Origin of the sequence: Mycetocola sp. (assembly GCF_046716805.1) — a bacterium.
Taxonomy (GTDB): Bacteria; Actinomycetota; Actinomycetes; order Actinomycetales; family Microbacteriaceae; genus Mycetocola_A.
The window spans coordinates 1-20362 of record NZ_JBKJWH010000012.1 but is presented as its reverse complement, the minus strand read 5'-3'; the positions used below and the strand labels follow the sequence as shown (position 1 = coordinate 20362).

General features: G+C 66.5%; 19 protein-coding genes. 15 read left to right on the top strand and 4 right to left on the bottom strand.

Features of this window, described 5'->3' with window-relative positions; all coding sequences use genetic code 11:
- The first annotated feature begins 46 nt into the window (after positions 1 to 46).
- Both ACLQ62_RS00920 and ACLQ62_RS00915 read left to right on the top strand, forming a co-directional pair.
- Positions 47 to 601, top strand: coding sequence for a hypothetical protein (locus tag ACLQ62_RS00920; protein ID WP_411719779.1), 555 nt, complete (start codon positions 47 to 49; stop codon positions 599 to 601).
- A 222-nt stretch (positions 602 to 823) separates the two neighbouring features.
- Entirely contained in the window at positions 824 to 1831 is a 1008-nt protein-coding gene (locus ACLQ62_RS00915; RefSeq protein ID WP_411719778.1) for a diacylglycerol/lipid kinase family protein, read from the top strand.
- Positions 1832 to 1928: 97 nt separating this feature from the next.
- On the opposite strand, the gene ACLQ62_RS00910 is transcribed toward ACLQ62_RS00915, so the two are convergent.
- Positions 1929 to 2396: a VOC family protein gene (locus tag ACLQ62_RS00910; protein WP_411719777.1), complete on the bottom strand. Its 468-nt coding sequence runs from the start codon at positions 2394 to 2396 to the stop codon at positions 1929 to 1931.
- 177 nt (positions 2397 to 2573) lie between these two features.
- On the opposite strand from ACLQ62_RS00910, the gene ACLQ62_RS00905 reads away from it, so the two are divergent.
- The 11 genes from ACLQ62_RS00905 (at position 2574) to ACLQ62_RS00855 (ending at position 12707) form a co-directional block, all read left to right on the top strand.
- Positions 2574 to 3131: a histidine phosphatase family protein gene (locus ACLQ62_RS00905; RefSeq protein ID WP_411719776.1), complete on the top strand. Its 558-nt coding sequence runs from the start codon at positions 2574 to 2576 to the stop codon at positions 3129 to 3131.
- A 71-nt stretch (positions 3132 to 3202) separates the two neighbouring features.
- A complete protein-coding gene (locus ACLQ62_RS00900) occupies positions 3203 to 3892 on the top strand; it encodes a GntR family transcriptional regulator (protein ID WP_411719775.1) in 690 nt (229 codons plus the stop codon).
- 255 nt (positions 3893 to 4147) lie between these two features.
- A complete protein-coding gene (locus tag ACLQ62_RS00895) occupies positions 4148 to 5107 on the top strand; it encodes a sugar phosphate isomerase/epimerase family protein (protein ID WP_411719774.1) in 960 nt (319 codons plus the stop codon).
- Positions 5104 to 6858, top strand: coding sequence for a dihydroxyacetone kinase family protein (locus tag ACLQ62_RS00890; RefSeq protein WP_411719773.1), 1755 nt, complete (start codon positions 5104 to 5106; stop codon positions 6856 to 6858). Before ACLQ62_RS00895 ends, ACLQ62_RS00890 begins: the two co-directional genes overlap by 4 nt.
- A complete protein-coding gene (locus ACLQ62_RS00885; protein WP_411719772.1) occupies positions 6855 to 7322 on the top strand; it encodes a ribose-5-phosphate isomerase in 468 nt (155 codons plus the stop codon). The genes ACLQ62_RS00890 and ACLQ62_RS00885 overlap by 4 nt, the downstream gene beginning before the upstream one ends.
- Complete coding sequence (locus ACLQ62_RS00880; protein WP_411719771.1) at positions 7319 to 8323, top strand: 4-hydroxythreonine-4-phosphate dehydrogenase PdxA; 1005 nt, start codon at positions 7319 to 7321, stop codon at positions 8321 to 8323. The genes ACLQ62_RS00885 and ACLQ62_RS00880 overlap by 4 nt, the downstream gene beginning before the upstream one ends.
- Positions 8320 to 9120 (top strand): triose-phosphate isomerase family protein, encoded by an 801-nt coding sequence (locus ACLQ62_RS00875; protein ID WP_411719770.1) that lies wholly within the window; start codon positions 8320 to 8322, stop codon positions 9118 to 9120. The genes ACLQ62_RS00880 and ACLQ62_RS00875 overlap by 4 nt, the downstream gene beginning before the upstream one ends.
- Before the next feature lie 82 nt (positions 9121 to 9202).
- On the top strand, positions 9203 to 10177 hold the full coding sequence (locus ACLQ62_RS00870) for a tripartite tricarboxylate transporter substrate binding protein (protein WP_411719769.1): 975 nt from the start codon (positions 9203 to 9205) through the stop codon (positions 10175 to 10177).
- Positions 10177 to 10728: a tripartite tricarboxylate transporter TctB family protein gene (locus tag ACLQ62_RS00865; protein WP_411719768.1), complete on the top strand. Its 552-nt coding sequence runs from the start codon at positions 10177 to 10179 to the stop codon at positions 10726 to 10728. The genes ACLQ62_RS00870 and ACLQ62_RS00865 overlap by 1 nt, the downstream gene beginning before the upstream one ends.
- Positions 10729 to 10731: 3 nt before the next feature.
- Complete coding sequence (locus ACLQ62_RS00860; protein WP_411719767.1) at positions 10732 to 12237, top strand: tripartite tricarboxylate transporter permease; 1506 nt, start codon at positions 10732 to 10734, stop codon at positions 12235 to 12237.
- A gap of 92 nt (positions 12238 to 12329) precedes the next feature.
- Positions 12330 to 12707 carry a hypothetical protein gene (locus ACLQ62_RS00855; RefSeq protein ID WP_411719766.1) on the top strand — a complete coding sequence of 126 codons (378 nt, stop codon included), beginning with the start codon at positions 12330 to 12332 and terminating at the stop codon, positions 12705 to 12707.
- Positions 12708 to 12939: 232 nt separating this feature from the next.
- Here ACLQ62_RS00855 and ACLQ62_RS00850 read toward each other — a convergent pair whose 3' ends face one another.
- A complete protein-coding gene (locus ACLQ62_RS00850; protein ID WP_411719765.1) occupies positions 12940 to 13695 on the bottom strand; it encodes an SDR family NAD(P)-dependent oxidoreductase in 756 nt (251 codons plus the stop codon).
- Between the two features lie 170 nt (positions 13696 to 13865).
- Here ACLQ62_RS00850 and ACLQ62_RS00845 point away from each other — a divergent pair, with 170 nt between their 5' ends.
- A complete protein-coding gene (locus tag ACLQ62_RS00845) occupies positions 13866 to 14807 on the top strand; it encodes a hypothetical protein (protein WP_411719764.1) in 942 nt (313 codons plus the stop codon).
- Between the two features lie 133 nt (positions 14808 to 14940).
- The gene (locus ACLQ62_RS00840) at positions 14941 to 18384 is read left to right on the top strand and encodes a phosphodiester glycosidase family protein (RefSeq protein ID WP_411719763.1); all 3444 of its coding nucleotides are present in this window, start codon (positions 14941 to 14943) and stop codon (positions 18382 to 18384) included.
- A gap of 68 nt (positions 18385 to 18452) precedes the next feature.
- Here ACLQ62_RS00840 and ACLQ62_RS00835 read toward each other — a convergent pair whose 3' ends face one another.
- Positions 18453 to 19466 (bottom strand): ice-binding family protein, encoded by a 1014-nt coding sequence (locus ACLQ62_RS00835; RefSeq protein ID WP_411719762.1) that lies wholly within the window; start codon positions 19464 to 19466, stop codon positions 18453 to 18455.
- A gap of 100 nt (positions 19467 to 19566) precedes the next feature.
- Entirely contained in the window at positions 19567 to 20220 is a 654-nt protein-coding gene (locus tag ACLQ62_RS00830; protein WP_411719761.1) for a cyclodeaminase/cyclohydrolase family protein, read from the bottom strand.
- Positions 20221 to 20362 lie beyond the last annotated feature (142 nt).

Here is a 20362-nt window from a genome sequence, read left to right as displayed (position 1 = left end):
CGGGCGTAAGTTTCCTTCAACATTCACCGTTTAAGGAAGGACTGTCATGCCCAGTCGCAACACAATTGTCCGAAGCATGCACGACGCCGGCCTTGCCGCCTGGTTCGGAGGGTCCCTGATGGGCGCCGTCGGACTCAACGGCGCCGCCGCGCAGGCCCGTTCATCCGCGGAAGGACTCAAGCTCGCGTCCATCGGCTGGTGGAGGTGGTTGCCGGTCGAACTCGTCGCGATCATCATCCACGGGATCGGTGGAGCCGGTCTCATCGTCAGCAACAAGGAGCGCCTCAAGAACCAGGCCGAGAGCCGCACCAACACGGCGGTGAAGCTCGGCGTCACGATCGCTGCCGGCGCAACAACGGTGGTCTCGGGCGTGCTCGGCAAGATCATCGACGACCGTTCCAGTGAGGGAGCGGAAGGAATCACGGAGCCGGCGCCCAACGCCTCCGAGGGTCTGAAGACGGCCCAGCGGGTGCAGAAAGTGCTGCAGTGGGTCACTCCCGCCCTCACCCTGGTGATGATCGTGCTCGGAGCCCAGCAGGGCGAGCAGCAGCGCCCGGTGAAGGGACTGTTCGAGACGACGCTGAGAAACTTCCGCCGCTGACCCACGAGTTCAGCTGGGATGCTCCGGTCGATTCGCTGGGAAGTCAAGGCTCTGCCGTTGTTTAGGCACGCTACCGGGTGCTCAATAAGCTTTCCCGGAAGCGACGGGAGACGAACCCAGCGTCAACGGAACGGTGGACCGCCTCGATTCGTCTGGACGGTCCACCGGGACGCATGAGGTCTCTTGCTTCACAGATGCCCGAAAGTACAGGAAGCTGGACCCATGACTGATTCGACCGCATCCCAGGCGCCTGAGGCGTCCGTGGCATCCCGAACCTCCATCGCCGCGGTGATCTACAACCCGATCAAGGTTGACCTCGACGCCATCAAAGCTGTTGTCGCCGCCGAGCAGGAGGCCGCCGGCTGGGGGGAGACCCTCTACTTCGAGACCTCCGTCGAGGACCCGGGCCAGGGTGTCACCAAGAAAGCGGTCGAAGCCGGTGCCGACATGGTGATCGTGGCCGGAGGTGACGGCACCGTCCGTGCCGCAGCGGAAGCCATCCACAACACCGAGGCGAGGCTTGCGCTCCTGCCGTCCGGCACGGGCAACCTCCTCGCCCGCAACCTCGACCTCACCCTCGACGACCTCGAGCACTCCATCCACTCAGCGTTCTCGGGCAAGGACCGGGATGTCGACCTCGGCCTCATCGACATCCGTCACGGTGACCAGTCGCTCACCAATCACGTCTTCCTGGTCATGGCCGGGCTGGGGCTGGACGCCAAGATGCTCGCGAACACCGACGAGGATTTGAAGGCGAAGGTCGGCTGGCTGGCGTACGTCGGCGCGATCTTCAAGGCGCTCACCGACAAGAACGAGCTGCGGGTGCGCTACCAACTCGACGCGCACAAGACGAAGTCGGTGCGCGCGCACACCATCATCGTCGGCAACTGCGGCTCGCTGCAGGCCAACGTGATGCTGCTACCGGATGCCGCGGTGGACGACGGCAAGTTCGACATCCTGATTCTTCGGCCGGAGAACCCGTTCCACTGGATGCAGATCACGTTCAAGATTTTGTGGGAGAACGGCGTGCTGCACCGCACGAAGCTGGGCCGCAAGCTGCCGAAGAAGGATGTCAAGGCGCTCAATTACGTCAAGGGCACTTCGCTGACCATGCGGCTCAGTCGCGCTGAGGAGATCGAACTCGACGGCGACGGAATGGGCACCGCGCAGGCGGTGAAGATCCAGATCAAGCCCGGCGGGCTGACGGTGCGGGTGCCGCAGGACGCCTAGCCCTGCTCCGTCCGCGAGATGGCATTTGCGCACGCAAAACGAAGACTCTGGCTCCGTTTGAGTGCGTAACTGCCATTTCGGTGCGGATGTCGCGTGGTCAGGCGTTCTCGAGTTCCGCGATCACGATCTTCTTCTGCTGCATCATCACCTGCATCTGCTCGGGCCGACGGGTGAGCTCGCCCATGTTCGCCGGGATGATCTGCCAGCTGATACCGAACCGGTCCTTGCACCAGCCGCACCGCTCCGACTCGGGCACGTGCGAAAGCTGTGACCAGTACCGGTCGATCTCGTTCTGGTCGTCGCAGGCGACGACGAACGAGATCGACTCGTTGAAGGTGAACGGCGGCCCGCCATCGAGGCAGACGAAGTCGACGCCGTTCAGTGTGAACTGCCCGTTCAGCACCTTGCCCGACATCCCGACGAAGTGTTCGTCCAACGATTCGTCCGGGTATTCGTCGATCGACGAGATCTGGGAGTTCGGGAACACGTCCACGTAGTACTCCATGGCTTCGCGTGCCTGATCGTCGAACCACAGACAGGGTTGGATTGGTGAGAGCTCGGCCATGAGATCCTCCTCGTTGAGTTCACTGCGTGACCATTCACGCTACGCGGATGCACCGACGGTGGCGAGGGGCAGAGGCCGGGACTCGCTGAGGAATGCTCCCGAGTTGCGAAGGCCGCCGGAGCGGAGCCCGGGGCGAGTACAGGCATCCCTCAGGAGTGCCTCAGCTACGGTGGAACCATGACGACAATAGCCCTCGTGCGCCACGGTGAAACCGACTGGAACCTTCGCCGACGCCTGCAGGGCCGTGCCGACATCCCGCTGAACGAAACCGGGGTCGAGCAGGCGCGAGTGCTCGCCGGAAGCTTCTCGCCCGAGGACTGGTCCTTCGTGCTCAGCTCACCGCTCTCCCGTGCCTCAGCGACGGCGCTCGAGATCAGCGCCGGCGCGGGTATCCCATTCGCCGGAACCGTCGACGACCTGATCGAGCGCAGCTTCGGGCAGGCCGACGGTGCGACCGCCGACGACATCTCGGCCAAGTGGGCGGACCGGGTCTTCCCCGACGCCGAACCTGTCGAGGATGTTCGGCGCCGGGGCGCCCGTGTCGTCGACGAACTAGTCGACAGGCATCCGGGCAACCTCATCCTGGTGTCGCATGGCGCTTTCATCCGCGCCACCGTGTTCGCGCTCACCGGTGAAGACATCGGCGGAATCGCGAACGCCACCATGGTGCTGCTCTCACGCACGGATGCCGGCGGCTGGGAAAGCCTGCCCGCCGTCGTGACGGTCGCGGGCTAAGCGGAGCCGCGTTGTTCCGCAGGCGCGGCACGGCGCTCGCCCGCCCCCGCTCGGGGAACTAAGGTGTGTGCATGGCTATAGGATCTTCTATTCGCGCCGTGGCCTCGCGCCAGGTGCTCGCCGACCACGTCTACGACGAACTCATGGTTGCGCTCGTCGACGGCCGGCTCGAAGCCGACGAACCGCTCAACATCGACGCCCTCGCCCGCAGCATGGAAATCTCGCAGACGCCGATCCGTGAAGCGCTCGCCCGGCTCGAGTCCACGGGGCTCGTCGTCCGTGCCGCTCTCAAGGGCTACCGCGTTGCACCCCTTTTCTCGGTCGACGAGGTCCGGGAACTCATGGAAGCCCGCGCCCTCCTCGAGCCGGAGAATGCTTTCCGCGCCTGCACCGCCAACTCGGAGAGTCTCATCTCAGAACTGGCGCAGTCGATCGATGACCTCCGCAACTCTCCGAAGGATCCGAGCACCGGCACCATCAAGCCGTACTGGGAGGCCGACGAGCGCTTCCACCGCCTCATCGCCGAAGGTGCCGAGAACCGCTTCCTGCTCTCCGCGTACACGGCCCTGGGTGGGCACGTGCAGCGCTTCCGGCTCTTCGGCGGCCTGGGCGTGAGCGACGCCGATCATGCGATCGCCGAGCACGCCACCATCCTCGACGCCTTTACGGCAGGGGATGCCGCCGCCGCCCGCTGGCAGATGGCGGCCCACATCGAGGGCGTTAAGCAGCGCGCGATCGCGGACAAAACCCAGCTCTCCTGACCGGCAACGGCTCGCCGGCCCTTCCCGTACCTGCCCCGAGGTTTCGCTGCCCAACAGGTGACGCGCCGAAGAATGGCTCAATCGGCCCGGTTGAGTGTGCGTCCCAGCGAATTCCTCCTGTCGAGCGCGCGTCCTCGGGTGCCAGAGGCAGTGTGTGGATGCAGCGGGAACTTGACACACGGCCCAATATCGTGAAACCAATAGGAAACAGGATGACAGCCACGGTACTCCCGCCGCCACACGACGAGGTGTTGTATGCCCCACTCACGAGAGACCTGGCCCATCGCGGCCGCTCTTCACCAGTTCGCTGACCCGAGGGTTCAGCACGCTCAGCCGGAGGAGTGGCTGAAGACCTTCCGTGAGGTCGCATCCGTCGGTTTTGAGCACGTCGACCTGACGGACAACTGGCTCCGGATCGGCGACCTGGACAGAGAGCGCCTCCGCGCCTTCGAGCTGATGGTCCTCGAGTCGGGGCTCCGCGTCCCCGCCCTCTCGATCACCCGCCGCAGCATCATCGACCCCGCGACCGGCGTCGACAACCTGGCCTACACGCACCGCACGATCGACGCCGCGGCATCCGTCGGTGTCGAGGTCCTGTCGCTCGGCCTCCACCGTCCGTTCACCGAAGCACAGCAGAAACAGCTGTGGTTCTGGAACGCCCCCGGCGCAGAAGACCCCGTCGACGACCCCGCCACCTGGGCCCTGGCCGTCGAGCGGTTCCGCGACATCGGTCGCCATGCCGCAGAGAACGGCATGATCGTCTCGCTGGAGCTCTACGAGGACACCTACCTCGGCACCGCCGACAGTGCCGTCCGCATGATCGAGGACATCGACCTGCCGAACGTCGGCCTCGACCCCGACATCGGCAACCTGGTCCGACTGCACCGACCGATCGAGGACTGGCGCGAAATCCTGGCGAAGACCCTCCCGTACACGAACTACTGGCAGGTCAAGAACTACTACCGCGACGAGGATCCCGCCACCGGCTCCATCATCTCGATCCCCGCCCCGCTCGCCCTCGGCTTCATCAACTACCGCGAGGCGATTCGCGAAGCCCTCACGCTCGGCTTCTCGGGTGTCTTCACCTGCGAGCACTACGGCGGAGACGGCCTCGGTGTCAGCGCCATGAACATGCAGTACCTCCGAACCCTGCTGCCGCAGGCGCAGCCGGCCGCAGCCCCCGCAGAAGCGACAACGATGGGAGTCCTCTCATGACCCAGCTGATCACGGATGCCACCACCTTCGCGGATGCCGCCATCACCGGTTTCGTCGCGGCGAACGAACGCTACGTCCGCCGCGTCGACGGGGGAGTGGTTCGTTCCACCGTCATCCCGAACGGCCGTGTCGCCGTCGTCGTCGGCGGTGGCTCCGGGCACTACCCGGCGTTCGCCGGACTCGTCGGCCCCGGCCTCGCCGCCGGCGCCGTCTGCGGCAACATCTTCGCGTCTCCGGCATCCGGCCAGGTCTACCGCGTCGCCAAGGCTGTCGAACGCGGTGCGGGCGTGTTCCTCACCTTCGGCAACTACGCCGGCGACGTGCTCCAGTTCGGCCTCGCCGAGCAGCGCCTGCGCGGTGAAGGCTTCGACGTGCGCTCACTCGCCGTCACCGACGACATCGCCAGCGCCCCCGCCGATCAGGTCGAGAAGCGCCGCGGCATCGCCGGCGACCTCACCGTCTTCAAGATCGCGGGAGCGGCGGCTGAAGCAGGCGCGACCCTCGACGAGGTCGAACGCCTCGCCCAGCGCGCCAACGATCGCACCCGCTCGCTCGGCGTCGCCTTCAGCGGCTGCGTGCTCCCCGGCGCCGCCGAGCCCCTCTTCACCGTGCCCGAGGGTGTCATGGCGATCGGCCTCGGCATCCACGGCGAACCCGGCATCGACGAAGCGCCGATCCCCACCGCCGTCGACCTGGCGAAGCTGCTTGTCGGCCGACTCCTCGGCGAACTGCCGGCCGGCGTCGAGGCGGCGGGCGGCCGCGCCGTCGTGATCCTCAACGGGCTCGGCACCGTCAAGTACGACGAACTCTTCACCGTCTTCGCCGCCGTCACCGACGAACTGAAGCAGGCGGGCGTCGAGATCGTCGCCCCCGAGTGCGGCGAGCTCGTCACCAGCCTCGACATGTCGGGCATCTCGCTGACCCTGTTCTGGGTCGACGACGAACTCGAGCAGCTCTGGAATGCCCCGGCCGACAGCCCCGCCTACCGCAAGGGCGCGATCACCGCCGCGCGCGACACCGCGATCGACACAGTGACGGATGCCGTCAGCTCAGCCCCCGAGAACGCGACAGCTGAGCAGCGCGCGGCCGCGGCAACAGCACTTGAGCTCCTCCGCGTCGTGCACCAGACCGTGCTCGACGGCGAAGAGGAGTTCGGTCTGATCGACGCCATCGCCGGTGACGGCGACCACGGCATCGGCATGGCCCGCGGTGCGACTGGCGCCCTCGCCGCCGGCGAGCAGGTCGTCGCCGAGAACGGCGGAGTGATCCGGCTGCTCGCCGAAGCCGGCGAAGGCTGGTCGGAGCACGGCGGCGGAACCTCCGGCGCCCTTTGGGGCATCGCGTTGACCGGCGCCGGCACCCAGCTCGCCGCCGAGTCCTCCCTCGACGCCCCGGCTGTTGCCCGCGCCGTTCGCGCCGCTCTGGACGCCGTCCAGAACCTGGGTAAAGCGCAGGTCGGCGACAAAACCCTCGTTGACGCACTCGTTCCCTTCGTCGAGACGCTCGACGAAGCCGTGAGCAAGGGAGCCGACCTCGGCGCCGCCTGGACCGACGCGGCATCCGCTTCGACCGCCGCAGCGATCGGAACGGCGGAGCTGCGACCGCGACTGGGCCGTGCCCGCCCCCTCGCCGAGAAGAGCCTCGGACACCCGGATGCCGGTGCGATCTCTCTCGCCCGCATCGTCACCTCGATCGGCGCCCACCTGGCATCCGCAACGACCAACGGAACCACAGACAAGGACAACTCATGAGCGAGCTGCTTCGCATCGTCATCGGCAGCGATGACGCCGGTTACGCCTACAAGGAAGCGCTGAAGGCGGACCTCGAGAAGGACCCGCGCGTCGCATCCGTCACCGATGTCGGCGTCGGAGCCGAGGGCCATACCGCGTACCCGCACGTCGCCGTCGACGCGGCCCGGGTCGTCGCTGCCGGCGATGCCGACCGTGCGCTGCTCTTCTGCGGCACCGGACTCGGAGTCGCGATCGCCGCCAACAAGGTCGATGGCATCCGTGCCGTCACCGCCCACGACAGCTACTCCGTCGAACGCGCGATTCTCAGTAACAACGCCCAGGTGCTTACGATGGGCCAGCGCGTCATCGGCCTCGAGCTCGCCCGCCGCCTGGTGGGGGAATGGCTCGGCTACACGTTCGACCCCACCTCCTCTTCCGCTGAAAAAGTGGATGCCATCTGCCGCTACGAAGGAACCAACCGATGAACGACACCCAGACCGCAGCACGCCGCCCGCGCATCGCCCTCGTCATGGGTGACCCGGCCGGTGTCGGTCCCGAGCTCGCCGCGAAACTTCTCGCCCGCCCGTCGACTCTCGCCGACGCGGAGGTCTACGTACTCGCCGACCGGTCCGAGCTCGACGAGGCGGCCCGCACCGCCGGTGTCGAGGTGCCGCTGAGCGACGAGCCCACCCCGGGTTTCGCTGTTCTGCTCGACGATGACACCGCTCCGACGACTCCGATCCCCGTGCAGCAGGTCAGCCCCGAGGCCGGGGCTCGCGTGATGCACCAGCTGACCCGCGCCCTGGACCTCGCAAACGACGGCAAGATCGACGCCATCGTCTTCACTCCGCTCAACAAGACCAGCCTCAAACTGGCCGGCATGAACCACGAAGACGAGCTGCGCTGGTTCGCCCAGGCTCTCGGCCACTCCGGTGTCACCAGCGAGCTCAACGTGCTCGAGGGCCTCACCACCGCGCGGGTCACCTCGCACATCCCGCTGTCCGAGGTGGCCGGTTTCATCAAGGCCCCCGCCGTCACCGCGGCGATCCAGCTGCTCGACGAGACCCTCAAGGCGGCTGGCAACGCTGCTCCGCGGATCGGCGTCTGCGCCCTCAACCCGCACGGCGGAGAAAACGGCAACTTCGGTCGCGAAGAGATCGACGAGATCGGCCCGGGCGTTCTGCGTGCCACCGAGCTCGGCATCGACGCTCAGGGTCCGTTCCCCTCCGACACGATCTTCGCGGCCAAGCGTCACGAGTTCGACGGCATCGTCACGATGTACCACGACCAGGGTCAGATCGCCATGAAGCTCATCGGCTTCGACGCCGGCGTGACCATCCAGGGTGGTCTCCCCGTCGCAATCGCCACTCCGGCGCACGGCACCGCCTTCGACATCGTCGGCAAGGGCATCGCGAACACCGGGGCCACCGAGCACGCGTTCGACCTGGCTGTCGGCATCGCCCGCCGGAAGATCGCCGCCGCATGACCGCAACCGCCGTCTACATCGGCGCGAGCACGAAAATGTATCTCGGCTATGCGCAGACCGTCGACTGGCTCGACCGGCTCGCCGCCGAGCTCGATGCCCGGCCCGGCCTCACCGACGCCGGCGTCGTGACGTATGTGATCCCGTCGTTTCCGTTGCTTCCTGCTGCGCTCGACCGGCTCGCCCCCCGCGGTGTCCTGGTCGGTGCGCAGACGGTCAGCTGGGGGAGCGGCGCACTCACGGGTGAAGTCTCCGCCGCGCTGCTCGCCGAGATGGGCGTCACGCTGGTCGAAATCGGTCATGCCGAGCCGCGCGAACACTTCGGTGAGACGGACGAGGTCATCGCCCGCAAAGTCGACGCCGCGGATGCCGCCGGGCTGCGTACCCTTCTCTGTGTCGGCGAACCGGAACGGACCGATCCCGGATCGGCCGTGGAGTTCTGCCTCGGCCAGGTCCAGAGCGCGATCCGGTCGGATGCCGCGAAGCTGGCATCCGTTTGGGTCGCCTACGAACCGGTCTGGGCGATCGGCGCCCAGGAGCCCGCCGACCCGGGGTACGTCACCGACGTTCTCAGCGGGCTTCGTGCGGCGCTCGGCGCCCTCGGCGACGCAGTGCCGCCGCTGATCTATGGCGGGAGCGCCGGTCCAGGCCTGCTCGACCGGCTCCCCACCGCCGACGGCCTGTTCCTCGGCCGTTTCGCCCACGACGCCGCCCGTTTCGCGGCGGTGCTGGACGAAGCATCCGCTCGCCATCGTAACGATCAGGTGTCGGCCGAAAAAGAAAGCGCACTGTATTCGTAGATCCGATAGGATCTTTGATTGCAGCCTCTCGGCCGTCACTTGTACCTCAATCACATTGGTATGAAATCAAAGGAGATAGACAATGGTGTCAACCACCGTCAAAGCGGTCGCCGTCGCAGGGATCGCCCTGCTGGCACTGACCGGATGCAGCGCGTCAGCTGCCGAAGGAAAGTCAGCGGCCGAAGGCGAGTTCAAGCCCAGCGCTGACTCGCGCATGATCGTTCCGTTCTCGGCCGGCGGAGGAAGCGACCTGAGCGGCCGTGCCATCGCGGCAGGGCTCGAAGAGGTCGGCGGCATCAACATCAGCACCGAGAACCGCGAAGGTGGATCGGGTGCCATCGGCTACTCGCACTTCCTCGCGCAGGAGGGCAAGGACAACTACCTCCTCGCCGCTGAAACCGCTCTGCTCGCTCTGCCTCTGACCCAGGACGTCGAGTTCGAGTACACCGACTTCACGCCGATCATGAAGCTCGGCGACGACTACACCCTCCTCGTGGTCGCACCGGACTCGCCGTACGAAACCTGCGACGAGGTCGTGGATGCCGCCAGGAAGGATCGCGTCGTCGCTGCTGTCTCCGGCGCCACGAGCCTCGACGAGATCGTCTTCAAGCTCGTCGAGGCCGAGATGGACGTCAAGTTCGACCGTGTTCCGTTCGAGTCGGGCAGCGAAGTTCTCGCCGCACTGCTCGGTGGCACCATCGACATCGCCTCGCTGAACCCGGGTGAGGTGCTCGGCCAGCTCGAAGCCGGTGACCTCAAGGCTCTGTGCGCGTTCTCGGACGAGCGCTACGAGTACGAGCAGCTCGCTGAGATCCCCACCGCCAAGGAGCAGGGCATCGACGTGTCGTTCGCGCAGTTCCGCGGTTTCATCGCCCCCGGCGGAATCTCGGACGAGGCCAAGGAATACTGGATCGCTCAGGCCGAGAAGTTCGAAAAGTCCGACGCATACGCCAAGTACATCGAAGAGAACGTGATGCAGGCCAACGCGGTCTACGGCGACGACTTCGCCCAGTACCTCGACGGCAACTACGAATCGCTCGAGAAAGCACTGGGCTAGTGGAATCTGCACGACTCAAGGTCGCCGGGATCGCGTTCACCGCGGTCCTGGCGGCCGTCGGCGTAGCCGCCGTTCTCGGCGGCCTCAGCTACGGCGCCTTCGGTGAAGAAGGCCGGATCGGTCCGGGCTTTCTCCCGGTGATGGCCGGCGCTCTGGTGGCACTCTTCGCCATCAGCGACGTCGCGTCGCGGATGCGTGCCAAGAAACACCTCGCCGACGAACGGGAACTCCTCCTCGACGACGAGTCCGCTGCCGAGCTCGAGGCCGAAGCGGTCGTGCCAGACGTCGACATTTTCGGACGCAACCAGAAGCAGCGCAACCTGCAGCTCGTCGCGGTCATCGGCATCCTGATCGCCACTCTTCTCCTCGTGTCGCTCATCGGCTTCATCCTCGCTTTCGGCGTGCTGCTCGTCGTCACCGCCGTCTTCGTCGAGAAGCGCAAGCTCCTTCCTTCCCTCCTCGTTGCGGTCGTCGCACTTGGGGTGGCCTACCTTGTCTTCGGAGTGCTGCTGCGTGTGCCGCTGCCCCAGGGCCTTCTTGGAATCTTCTAAGCCATGATCGACAACCTCATCCTCGGTTTTCAGACCGCTCTGACGCTGGAGAACATCCTCTGGTGCTTCATCGGTGTCCTGATGGGCACCATCATCGGGCTCATGCCCGGTCTCGGCTCCACCACCGGTGTCGCAATCCTGATCCCGCTCACCCTGACGCTCGAGCCGGTCACCGCGCTCATCATGCTCGCCGGAATCTATTACGGCGCCCAGTACGGCGGAACGATCACGTCGGTGCTCATCTCAACGCCCGGTGAAGCAGCATCCGTCGTGACCACGCTCGACGGCTACCAGATGGCACGCAAGGGCCGGGCCGGTTCGGCTCTCGCCATCAGTGCGATCGGCTCGTTCATCGCCGCCATCATCTCGCTCGCTCTGCTGATGGCGCTCGCGCCGCCGCTCGCGGACCTGGCGCTCAACTTCGGCCCGGTCGAGAACCTCGCGATCATGATCCTCGGCCTGGTGATCGTCGTCAGCTTCGCGGGCGGGTCGCTCAAGCGCGGTCTGATGATGGCGGCCCTCGGTCTGCTCATCTCCACCGTCGGCGTCGCCACCGGCTTCAGCCAGGCACGGTTCACGTTCGGCAATGTCGACATGCTCGGCGGCATCCCGTTCGTCGAGGTGATGATCGGTCTGTTCGCCGTCGGTGAGGTCCTTCACCAGATCCGCATAGGTGCAGCGGCGCCGATCCGCACGCGTTTCAAGGACATGGTCATCACCAGGTCGGAGCTCAAGCGCAGTGCTGCCCCGATTCTCCGGGGGAGCGGTATCGGCTTCCTGCTCGGCATCCTGCCTGGTGCCGGTTCCACCCTCGCGTCGTTCATGGCCTACGGCATCGAGAAGCGGGTGTCGAAGAACAAGCACGAGTTCGGCAAGGGCGCCATCGAGGGTGTCGCCGCTCCCGAGGCCGCCAACAACGCGGCGGCGAACGCGAACTTCGTGCCGACGCTGGCGCTGGGCATCCCGGGTGGAGGAACGACCGCCGTGCTCCTCGGTGCGTTCACCATCTACGGCCTGCAGCCCGGTCCTCTGCTGTTCGAGACGCAGCCCGCCCTGGTCTGGGGCCTGCTGGTGTCGTTCTTCATCGGGAACGTGCTGCTGCTCGTGCTGAACCTGCCGCTCGCGCCGGTGTTCGCACAGATGCTGCGGATCCCGTACGGCTACCTGTACCCGATCATCCTGCTCACGAGCTTCATCGGTGCCTACTCGGTGAGCAACAACATGTTCAGTGTTGTGCTCGTGCTGATCTTCGGGCTCATCGGCTACGTGATGAAGGAGCTCGACCTGCCGGTCGCGCCCCTCGTGCTCGGCCTGGTGCTCGGCCCGCTGTTCGAGAAGGCGCTCGTGCAGACCTCGGCTCTCGGTGAGGGCAGCTTCGCGATCGTGCTCCAGAGCCCGATCTCGGTGACCATCCTCATCGCGGCGGTGTTCTTCGCCTTCGGGCCGAACCTCCTGGCTCGTGCCCGCAAGCACGCGGCCGAGAAGAAGCAGTCCGAGCTGGTGAAGTAATTCTTCCCGCCAGTTGCTGACTTTGCGGCGGTCCTGACGCGACCACTGCAAGGTCAGCACCTCGCGGGCGGACGAGCCGCTAGGGTTCAACCATGACCACCGCTGCGGCGATCCTCGCCTGCCTCATCCTTGCTGCGCTCGCCGTGCTCCAGGCAGCCCTCATCGCCGGGCGCCCCTACGGCCGGTTCGCGTGGGGCGGCCAGCACGAGGTGCTGCCGCGCAACCTCCGCGTCGGCAGCGCAGTGTCGATTCTGCTTTACGCCGTGTTCGCGATTTTCATCCTCGAGCGCGCCGGACTCTCCGACATACTCCCGGATGCCGTCGCGCAGGTCGGTATCTGGGTCCTGACCGCCTACTTCTCGCTGGGCATCCTCATGAACGGCATCTCGCGGAGCAAACCGGAACGCAACGTGATGACTCCGGTCTGCCTCGTGCTCGCGGGACTCTGCCTGATCATCGCCCTGAGCTGAGCCCGGGTCACGGACGGCCGGGGGCTGGTGACGCAACTTCGGAGATTTCCGCGAGAACGGGCACTTTTGCCCTGAGCGCGCTGCGCCACCAGATTTCTCCGAAGTTGCAAACAGGGACTCCGGCGTCGGGTCGCGGGGCGGCGCATTTCGCGCGGGACGACAGCCCAGGAACAACGACAAGGGCACCGGATGTCGCCATCCGGTGCCCGTTCGAACGCTCAGTGCGTCAGATCTAGATCGTGGTGTAGCCGCCGTCGACCATCACGTACGAACCGGTCATGAAGCTGGCCTTGTCCGACAGGAGGAAGGTCGTCACGTTGGCGATCTCCTCGGGCCGGCCGAGTCGGCCGAGGGGGTGCTTGGCCTCCAGGCCGTTGAGAATCTCGGGTGCAGCGGTCTTCAGCAGCGGGGTCTCGATGTAGCCGGGGCCGATCGCGTTGATGCGCAGGCCCTGTGCGCCATATTCGGCAGCGGCATTCTTGGTGAGACCGACCACCGCGTGCTTGGAGGCGGTGTAGGCGGAGCTGCCCAGAGCAGCGACTGTGCCGTGGATCGATGCCATGTTGACGATCGCGCCTTCGGCGGCTCCGGCCTTGAGGATCTCCGGGATCTGGTAGCGCATGCCGTAGAGCACGCCGCTCAGGTTGATGCCGATAACGCGGTCCCAGTCGGCGATGTCGATTTCGCCGGTGGGGGTGCTCGCGCCGCCGATGCCCGCGTTGTTGACCGCATAGTTCAGGGCACCGTAGGTCTCGACGGCGAAGTCGACGGCCTTCTTGCTCTCGTCGGCGACCATGGTGTTGGCTTTGAACGACACGGCGGTTCCGCCCGCTGCGGTGATCTCGTCGACCACCCGGTTGGCGCCATCCATGTCGATGTCGACAACGACCACATTGACGCCGTTTCTGGCGAGGTCCTTGCTGATCGCCTCACCGAGCCCCGAGCCGCCTCCCGTGACCAGTGCCGTCTTGCCTTCGAAGTTACCCATGATGTCTCCTCCTGCGCGGGATCGAATCCTGCAGTTCGTTGATTCAGGCGGTCCGACGTCGGACCGCCACTCTGTCCAACCTCAGGCTACGCGGTCTATTCCATACTTATGCATGGAGTTGCAGCGGAACCCCTTCACGCATCTAGCCCCGCAGCCCTAAGCTGCCCCGCATGACCGTCACCGACTGGCTGCTCGACTCCGACCCGGCGATCCGCTGGCAGGTGATGCGGGACCTCCTCGACGAACCTCACAAGGTCGTCGCCGCCGAGCGAGCCAGAGTCGCGACCGACGGCTGGGGTGCGCGGCTTCTCGCCCTGCAGGAGCCGAGTGGTCTGTGGGATGGCGGCGTCTACGACCCGGCGGAACGGCGCGACCCGGATGCTCCCGGGCAGCCCTGGACGGCCACTCACCACACGCTGGTCGTGCTCCGCGAATTAGGCCTCGACCCAGCCAGCGCCGAAGCCCGCACGGCGATCGCCCGCGTGCGCGACAACGTCATCTGGGATCACGCCGGCCAACGCTACTTCGACGGCGAGATCGAGCCCTGCGTCAACGGTATGGCGGCGGCGATCGGCAACTACTTCGGCGAGGATGTGCAGGGCATCGTCGACCGGCTCCTCGACGAGCAGCTCGATGACGGAGGTTGGAACTGCGACATCGAGATCGGCTCAACCCGCTCCTCGTTCCACACCACGATCTGCGTGCTCGAAGGGCTGCTCCAGCACGAGAAATCCACGGGACCATCGGCTGAGGTGACGGCGGCACGAAAGCGCGCAGAGGAGTACCTCCTCGAACGACGGATGCTCCGCCGCCTGTCGACGGGTGAGTTGGCCGACCCCGCATGGACGCTCTTCTCCTTTCCCAACCGGTGGTACTACGACGCGCTGAGAGGTCTCGACTACTTCCGGGCTGCCGCGCTCGCGCCGGATCCGCGCCTCGATGAGGCCATCGACCTCGTCGAGAACAAGCGAGGCCCCGACGGTCGCTGGCTTCTGGAGAACCCGCATCCGGGCAAGGTGCACTTCGAGATGGAGAAGCAGGGCGAGCCGAGCCGCTGGATCACCCTCCGTGCGTTGCGCGTCCTGGACTGGTTCGTCAGCGGCGCGGGCTGACTCACGGCTATCGGGCCGCCCAGCACGCGGCGACCAGCCGTTCACCATCCGGTCGTTTGGGGGACATCTGGCATCCCTAGGGTCGTCGATGGCGCCTGCAAGGGGTGCCGCTTCGAAGCCTGGAAGGTCCACCGTGCTCGGGTCCCCATCTGCCGTTCAACCGCCATCACAAGTCCGACAGGAGCTGAAACGACGGCCTGCCCGTTGGCTCGCTCTGTCGCTCACCGCCGGTCTCCTCCTCGGAGGCACCGTCGCCAACACCGCCCCGATCGCGCCGGCAAGCGCTGCGGAAGACACCGGCGGACTCAACCTCAGCGGTGAGAACTCCTCGCTGCTCAGTGCAGACACGACGGCAATCGCGCCCGGGCTCGATCTCACCTCCTTCAAGCGACTGCAGCCGCAGGGCTGGGTTACCGGGCACGTGATGGTCGCTGACCTCGACACCCCGACGTTGAGCATGGATGTTCTCGACAGCGGCACCGTCTCCGGCGGCGCAACGGTGAGTGCCCAGGTCGAAGGCACCGGTGCGGTAGCCGCCGTCAACGGCGACTACTTCGACATGAACGCCTCGGGCGCCCCGGTCAGCACGAACGTGTCCTCGACGCGCGGTGTGCTCAACGCCACGGACTCCAACCGACCGGCGCTCACGATGGCCGACGGGGTCGCTGCCATTCAGCAGATCGCGTCCGCCGCCACCGCCACAATCGACGGTGACACCGTTGACATTCCCTCGGTCAACGCCCCGAACGTACCGAGAGACGCCATCGGTTACTACACACCGCTCTGGGGCAGCCACCCGCTCTCGCGCGTCCTCGGCGGCCCGGCAGCCATGACCAGGACCTTCGCGATCGCGACGGTCACTGACGGGGTCGTGACATCCGTCACATCCGACCCGGCAGCGGCCACAGCACTCGTCACCGCAGCCACCGCCATCCCGAGCGGTAGCGCTGTGCTGGTCGGTCGCGAAGCTGCTGCGGCCCGCATTGCCGCGTTGACCGTCGGCCAGGCCGTCGACGTCACCGTCGGCACGACGGCCGACGTCGACCTCGCCGTGAGCGGATCCCAGCGACTCCTCGTCGACGGTGCGCAAACCAAGGACGACCAGGTCGAAGCTGCTCGCACCGCCGTCGGTGTCAGCAAGGACGGCACCGTCGTCTACGTTGCATCGATCGAAGGCCGCGCCGGCGACGCCCGCGGCATGACCGTGCAGGAACTCGGCCGGCTTCTGCTCGACCTCGGCGCCCACAACGCGGTGAATCTCGACGGCGGCGGCTCGACCACGCTTGTCGCGCGTGCCCCAGGCACCGACGCTCCCACCCTGGTGAACCGGCCGTCGGACGGCACCGAGCGCGTGGTGGCCAACAGCCTTGCGTTCTTCTCGTCCGCCCCGGCAGCCGTCCTGGCTGACGTCGCAATCTCCACCGCATCCACGAACGACGAAGCGGATGCCGTGTTCCCCGGTCTGTCGCGCACCGTCACCGGAACAGGTCTCGACGCCAACTACGCGGGCATGGACGTCGCCGGTGAGTTCGCAGCAAGTAACGACGGCGTCACGGTTGAGCAGGTCGGCGACGCGAGCGCGCGTGTCACCGGTGTGAAACCGGGCAGAACGGAGGTCTCGTTCAGTGCGGAGGGCAAGACCGCGGCTACCGAGCTGCACGTGCTGGGCGACCTGGCGCGGCTGCAGGCATCCCGAACGGTCATCTCCCTCGCCGAACCGGGCTCGTCCGCGGTTCTCAGCATTGCCGGACTCGACGGTGACGGCTTCCGTGCGCCGATCGAAACCTCAGACCTCACGGTGACCTCCGGCAGCGACATCACTGTCGCGCCGAGCGGTGTTGACAGTTTTCTCGTCACCCCGAACGTCGAATCAGGTTCGGCGACGATCACCGTTGAGGCAGGCGGTCAGAGTGTCGAGATCGCGGTGACCATCGGCTATCGCTACGAGCCGGTCACCGACCTCAGCGACCTGGCCTCGTGGACCTCAGCCGCCGCCCGGGCTACCGGCACGACAACCGCCGCGACCGGACCGAACGGTGAGCCGGCCATGAAACTCAACTACGACTTCACCACCTCGACGGCCACCCGTGGCTATTACGCCATCGCCCCGGCACCGATCACGCTCGCCGGGCAACCGCAGGCTCTCACGATGTGGATCCACGGCGACGGGAACGGCGCCTGGCCCCGGCTGCAGGTGAAGACCGGCAACGGTGTCACCACCAACCTCGACGGTGCTCTCGTCGGCTGGACCGGCTGGAAAGAGGTCACCTTCACGGTGCCTGCCGGTACCGCGTACCCGCTGAAGCTCGAACGAATCCGGATGATGGAAACCCGGTCGGCGGCGTCATACCACGGTGAGGTCACCATCGCGGGAATCTCGACGATCGTCGCTCCCGACGTGGAGCAGCCGGCGGCATCCGTCGTTTATGACGACGTCATCGTCACCGACGGGACCGTGAAGAACCGCAAGCAGCGCATCGCCGTGATGAGCGACGCGCAATTCGTCGCCCGGAACCCGGACAGCGCCATCGTGCAGGCCGCCCGGCGCACCCTGCAGGAGATTGTGGCTGAGGAGCCTGACCTGCTCGTGATCAACGGGGACCTCGTCGACGAAGCATCCGTCGCGGATTTCGATCTCGCGCGCACCGTGCTCGATGAAGAGGTGGGCGACACGATCCCGTGGATCTACGTGCCCGGCAACCACGAGGTGATGGGCGGCGCGATCGCCAACTTCGAGGCGGAGTTCGGGGACACCACACAGACGAAGCGACTCGGCTCGACGCTCGTAGTCACGCTCAACTCGGCAAACGGCTCGCTTGGGCGGTCCGACAGCGCACAGCTGCGGATGCTTGAGGACGCGCTCGCCGAAGCGGAGAAGGACAGCGGCATCACCGGGGTGATCGTCTTCGCGCACCACCCGGCGAACGACCCGCTGCCGTCGAAGGCCAGCCAGCTCAGCGACCGGTATGAGGCCGAGGAACTCGAAGCGACGCTCGCTGCCTTCCGAGCCGACTCGGGCAAGTCGATCGCCACCGTGAACGCCCACGTGGGGGTGTTCCACGCGACGAGTTTCGATGGCGTGTCGAGCATCATCAACGGCAACTCGGGTAAGGGCCCGTCTGGCACCCCTGAGACGGGTGGTTTCACCGGCTGGACGATGCTCGGCATCGACCCGAAGGCTGGCGTCGTCGGCTCAACGCCGGCGACGGTTGTTGACCGCACCGAATGGTTGAGGGCTGAGACGAAGCCGCGCGTCGACGAGGTGCGACTCGAGGCGCCGGCCGTGATGACGGTGGGCGAAACGCTGTCCATCGACGCGAGCATCCTGCAGGACGAAGGGCGCGAGGTTCCCGTGCAGTGGCCGATGAGCGCCGACTGGTCTGGTGCCCGGGTGGTCATCGACGGCGGTCGAGAGAAGGAAGGGCCGGCCTCGGTGCTGCGGTTCAACCCGGCGACGAAGCAGCTGACCGCGGTGGCGACTGGAACCGCGGTACTGAAGCTGACCGTCAACGGCAAGAAGGTCTCCACGGAGGTGACGGTGGTCGCCGCTCCTGGCGGTACCGCAGCCGCCGGCTGACCTTCCGTTCGCTGGAGGCGGACAGCGACCTACCCACAGGGAGGTCGCTGCCCGCTCACTGCCAATGGTTACGAGTGCACCCCGTGCCGGCGCTTCAGCAACACAACGAGGCCGCCGAGCGCGACGAGAAGGGAACCGACGGCGAGCAACGTGAAGTTCGGCTCGGCGCCTGTCCTGGCAAGCACCCGGTCGCCCGAGGCTTCCGTCGCGTCTGCCGGAACCACCGGAGCCGCGGGAACAACAGGAGCGGTGGGAATTACCGGCGACACCGCCGGCGGGCTCACCACGGGCGCGGCCACGACAGGCGCGGCCGCCGGGGGAGCGGACGGCGTGATCGTGGGGCTGGTCGACACCTCGGTGCTGCCCGTGTCGCATCCGGTCGGGGCTGTGATCGTGTTCGAGTCCAGGGTCACCGCGCCCGTGTCCGCCAGCAGTCGGCCGGCGATGTCCGCACCGGTGACAGCGGTGATCGACGCATTCGCCATCACTGTGCCGACGAACTCGGAATCGCTGCCGAGCGTTGCCGAGCTTCCGACCTGCCAGAACACGTTGCAGGCGCTAGCCCCACCGGTCAGGGTGATTCGCGAGCTTGATCCTGCTTTGAGGGTGCTGGCGGCCTGGAACACCCAAACCGAGTTCGCAGAACCCGCCAGGGTGAGCTCGCCGTTGAGCGACAGTTCACCACCCGAGTAGACGCCGGGTGTCAGCGACAGGCCGGCGAGTTCGCCGTGCCCGGTCGAGGTGGGGGTGAGGCTGGCCGCGACGTTGTAGGCAGTGGCCAGGTCACTTTGCGCCTGTGCCGCTTCCGCGTCGGCCGAGTGGATCACACCGTTAGCGATTCCGGGCGGGAACCCGACGATCGCCGTTCCCGGGCTGACCCCGACGTCGCCTCTGATGACGCTGTCCCCGGTGTTCGTCACGGTAGAGGCGCTCAGCACCCCGAAATTCGCTGCACTGCCGAGGCCGACCGGCCCGTCGAGGACGGTCGCGGCATGGGCAGGTGCTGAGACCAGCAGGAGGCCGGCCGAGGCCAGCGCGGCGGATGCCGTTATCAGGCGGGTGAATTTCGGGGACCGGGCCATGCTGACGCCTCTCAATATCGAAGGCGTCCGTCGAGACCCGTCGTCCCTCGTCCACTACCCCCTGTGTAGGTATAGCACGGCACATGCGACGAACGAGCAATCAACCCGCCGGTGTGGCGCGTCCTTCAATCTCACCCGACAGCCGGTCGATGCGGCCGAGGACGACATCCAGTTCCTGGACCGTTTCCCAGAGCACCGGATGCCGCTCGCGCACGTCCGCGAGCGACTCGCCGCTCGAAGTGAGTGAGCCCAGATCGAAGCTCACGTTGGTGCGGGCGCCGGCGATCGCAGCCCGAAGCGACCCGCAGGCAACCGCGACATCGGCGACGAGCGCGGGGTTGCCGTGCCGCTCCAGCCACTCCAGGTCGGCGACCGCCTCCGTTCCCTGTTTGCCCAGGGCGGCGGAGGCGCGGGCCGCTTCGACGGAGGCATCCCGGATGGCATCCTCCCGCTGCTTGCCGCGCTCCAGCCGGAACGCGCTGCCGAAAGACTTTGACGCCGCGGCATCCCGATCGGCCAGCCGAAGAGCGGTCTCCCGTCCGGCACCTGCTCGCTGGCGAAGCTCGACGCACTCACGCTCGAGGCCACCCTCAACCTGCGTGTAGCCGGCGACCATCGAGGTCAGGCCGTAGGCGATGGCGAGCATCACACCCGACGCAGCACCACCACCGGGGGAGCCAATAGATTCGGCAAGCGCTTGAGACCATTCGTCGATTGTGGATCGCCGCGCCGACACCTTCTCGAAGTTCGTCATGCCTCCAGTGTCGCCTCTACCGGTCGCTGGAGGGGGCGTCGACCTTTCGGATCGCTGGAAGGAGCGAACCGACTGAAGCGCAGCGAGCATCGAAAGTGGTCACGGATGCTCCCGCCAAATTCGGCAATCGGTCAGTATGCTG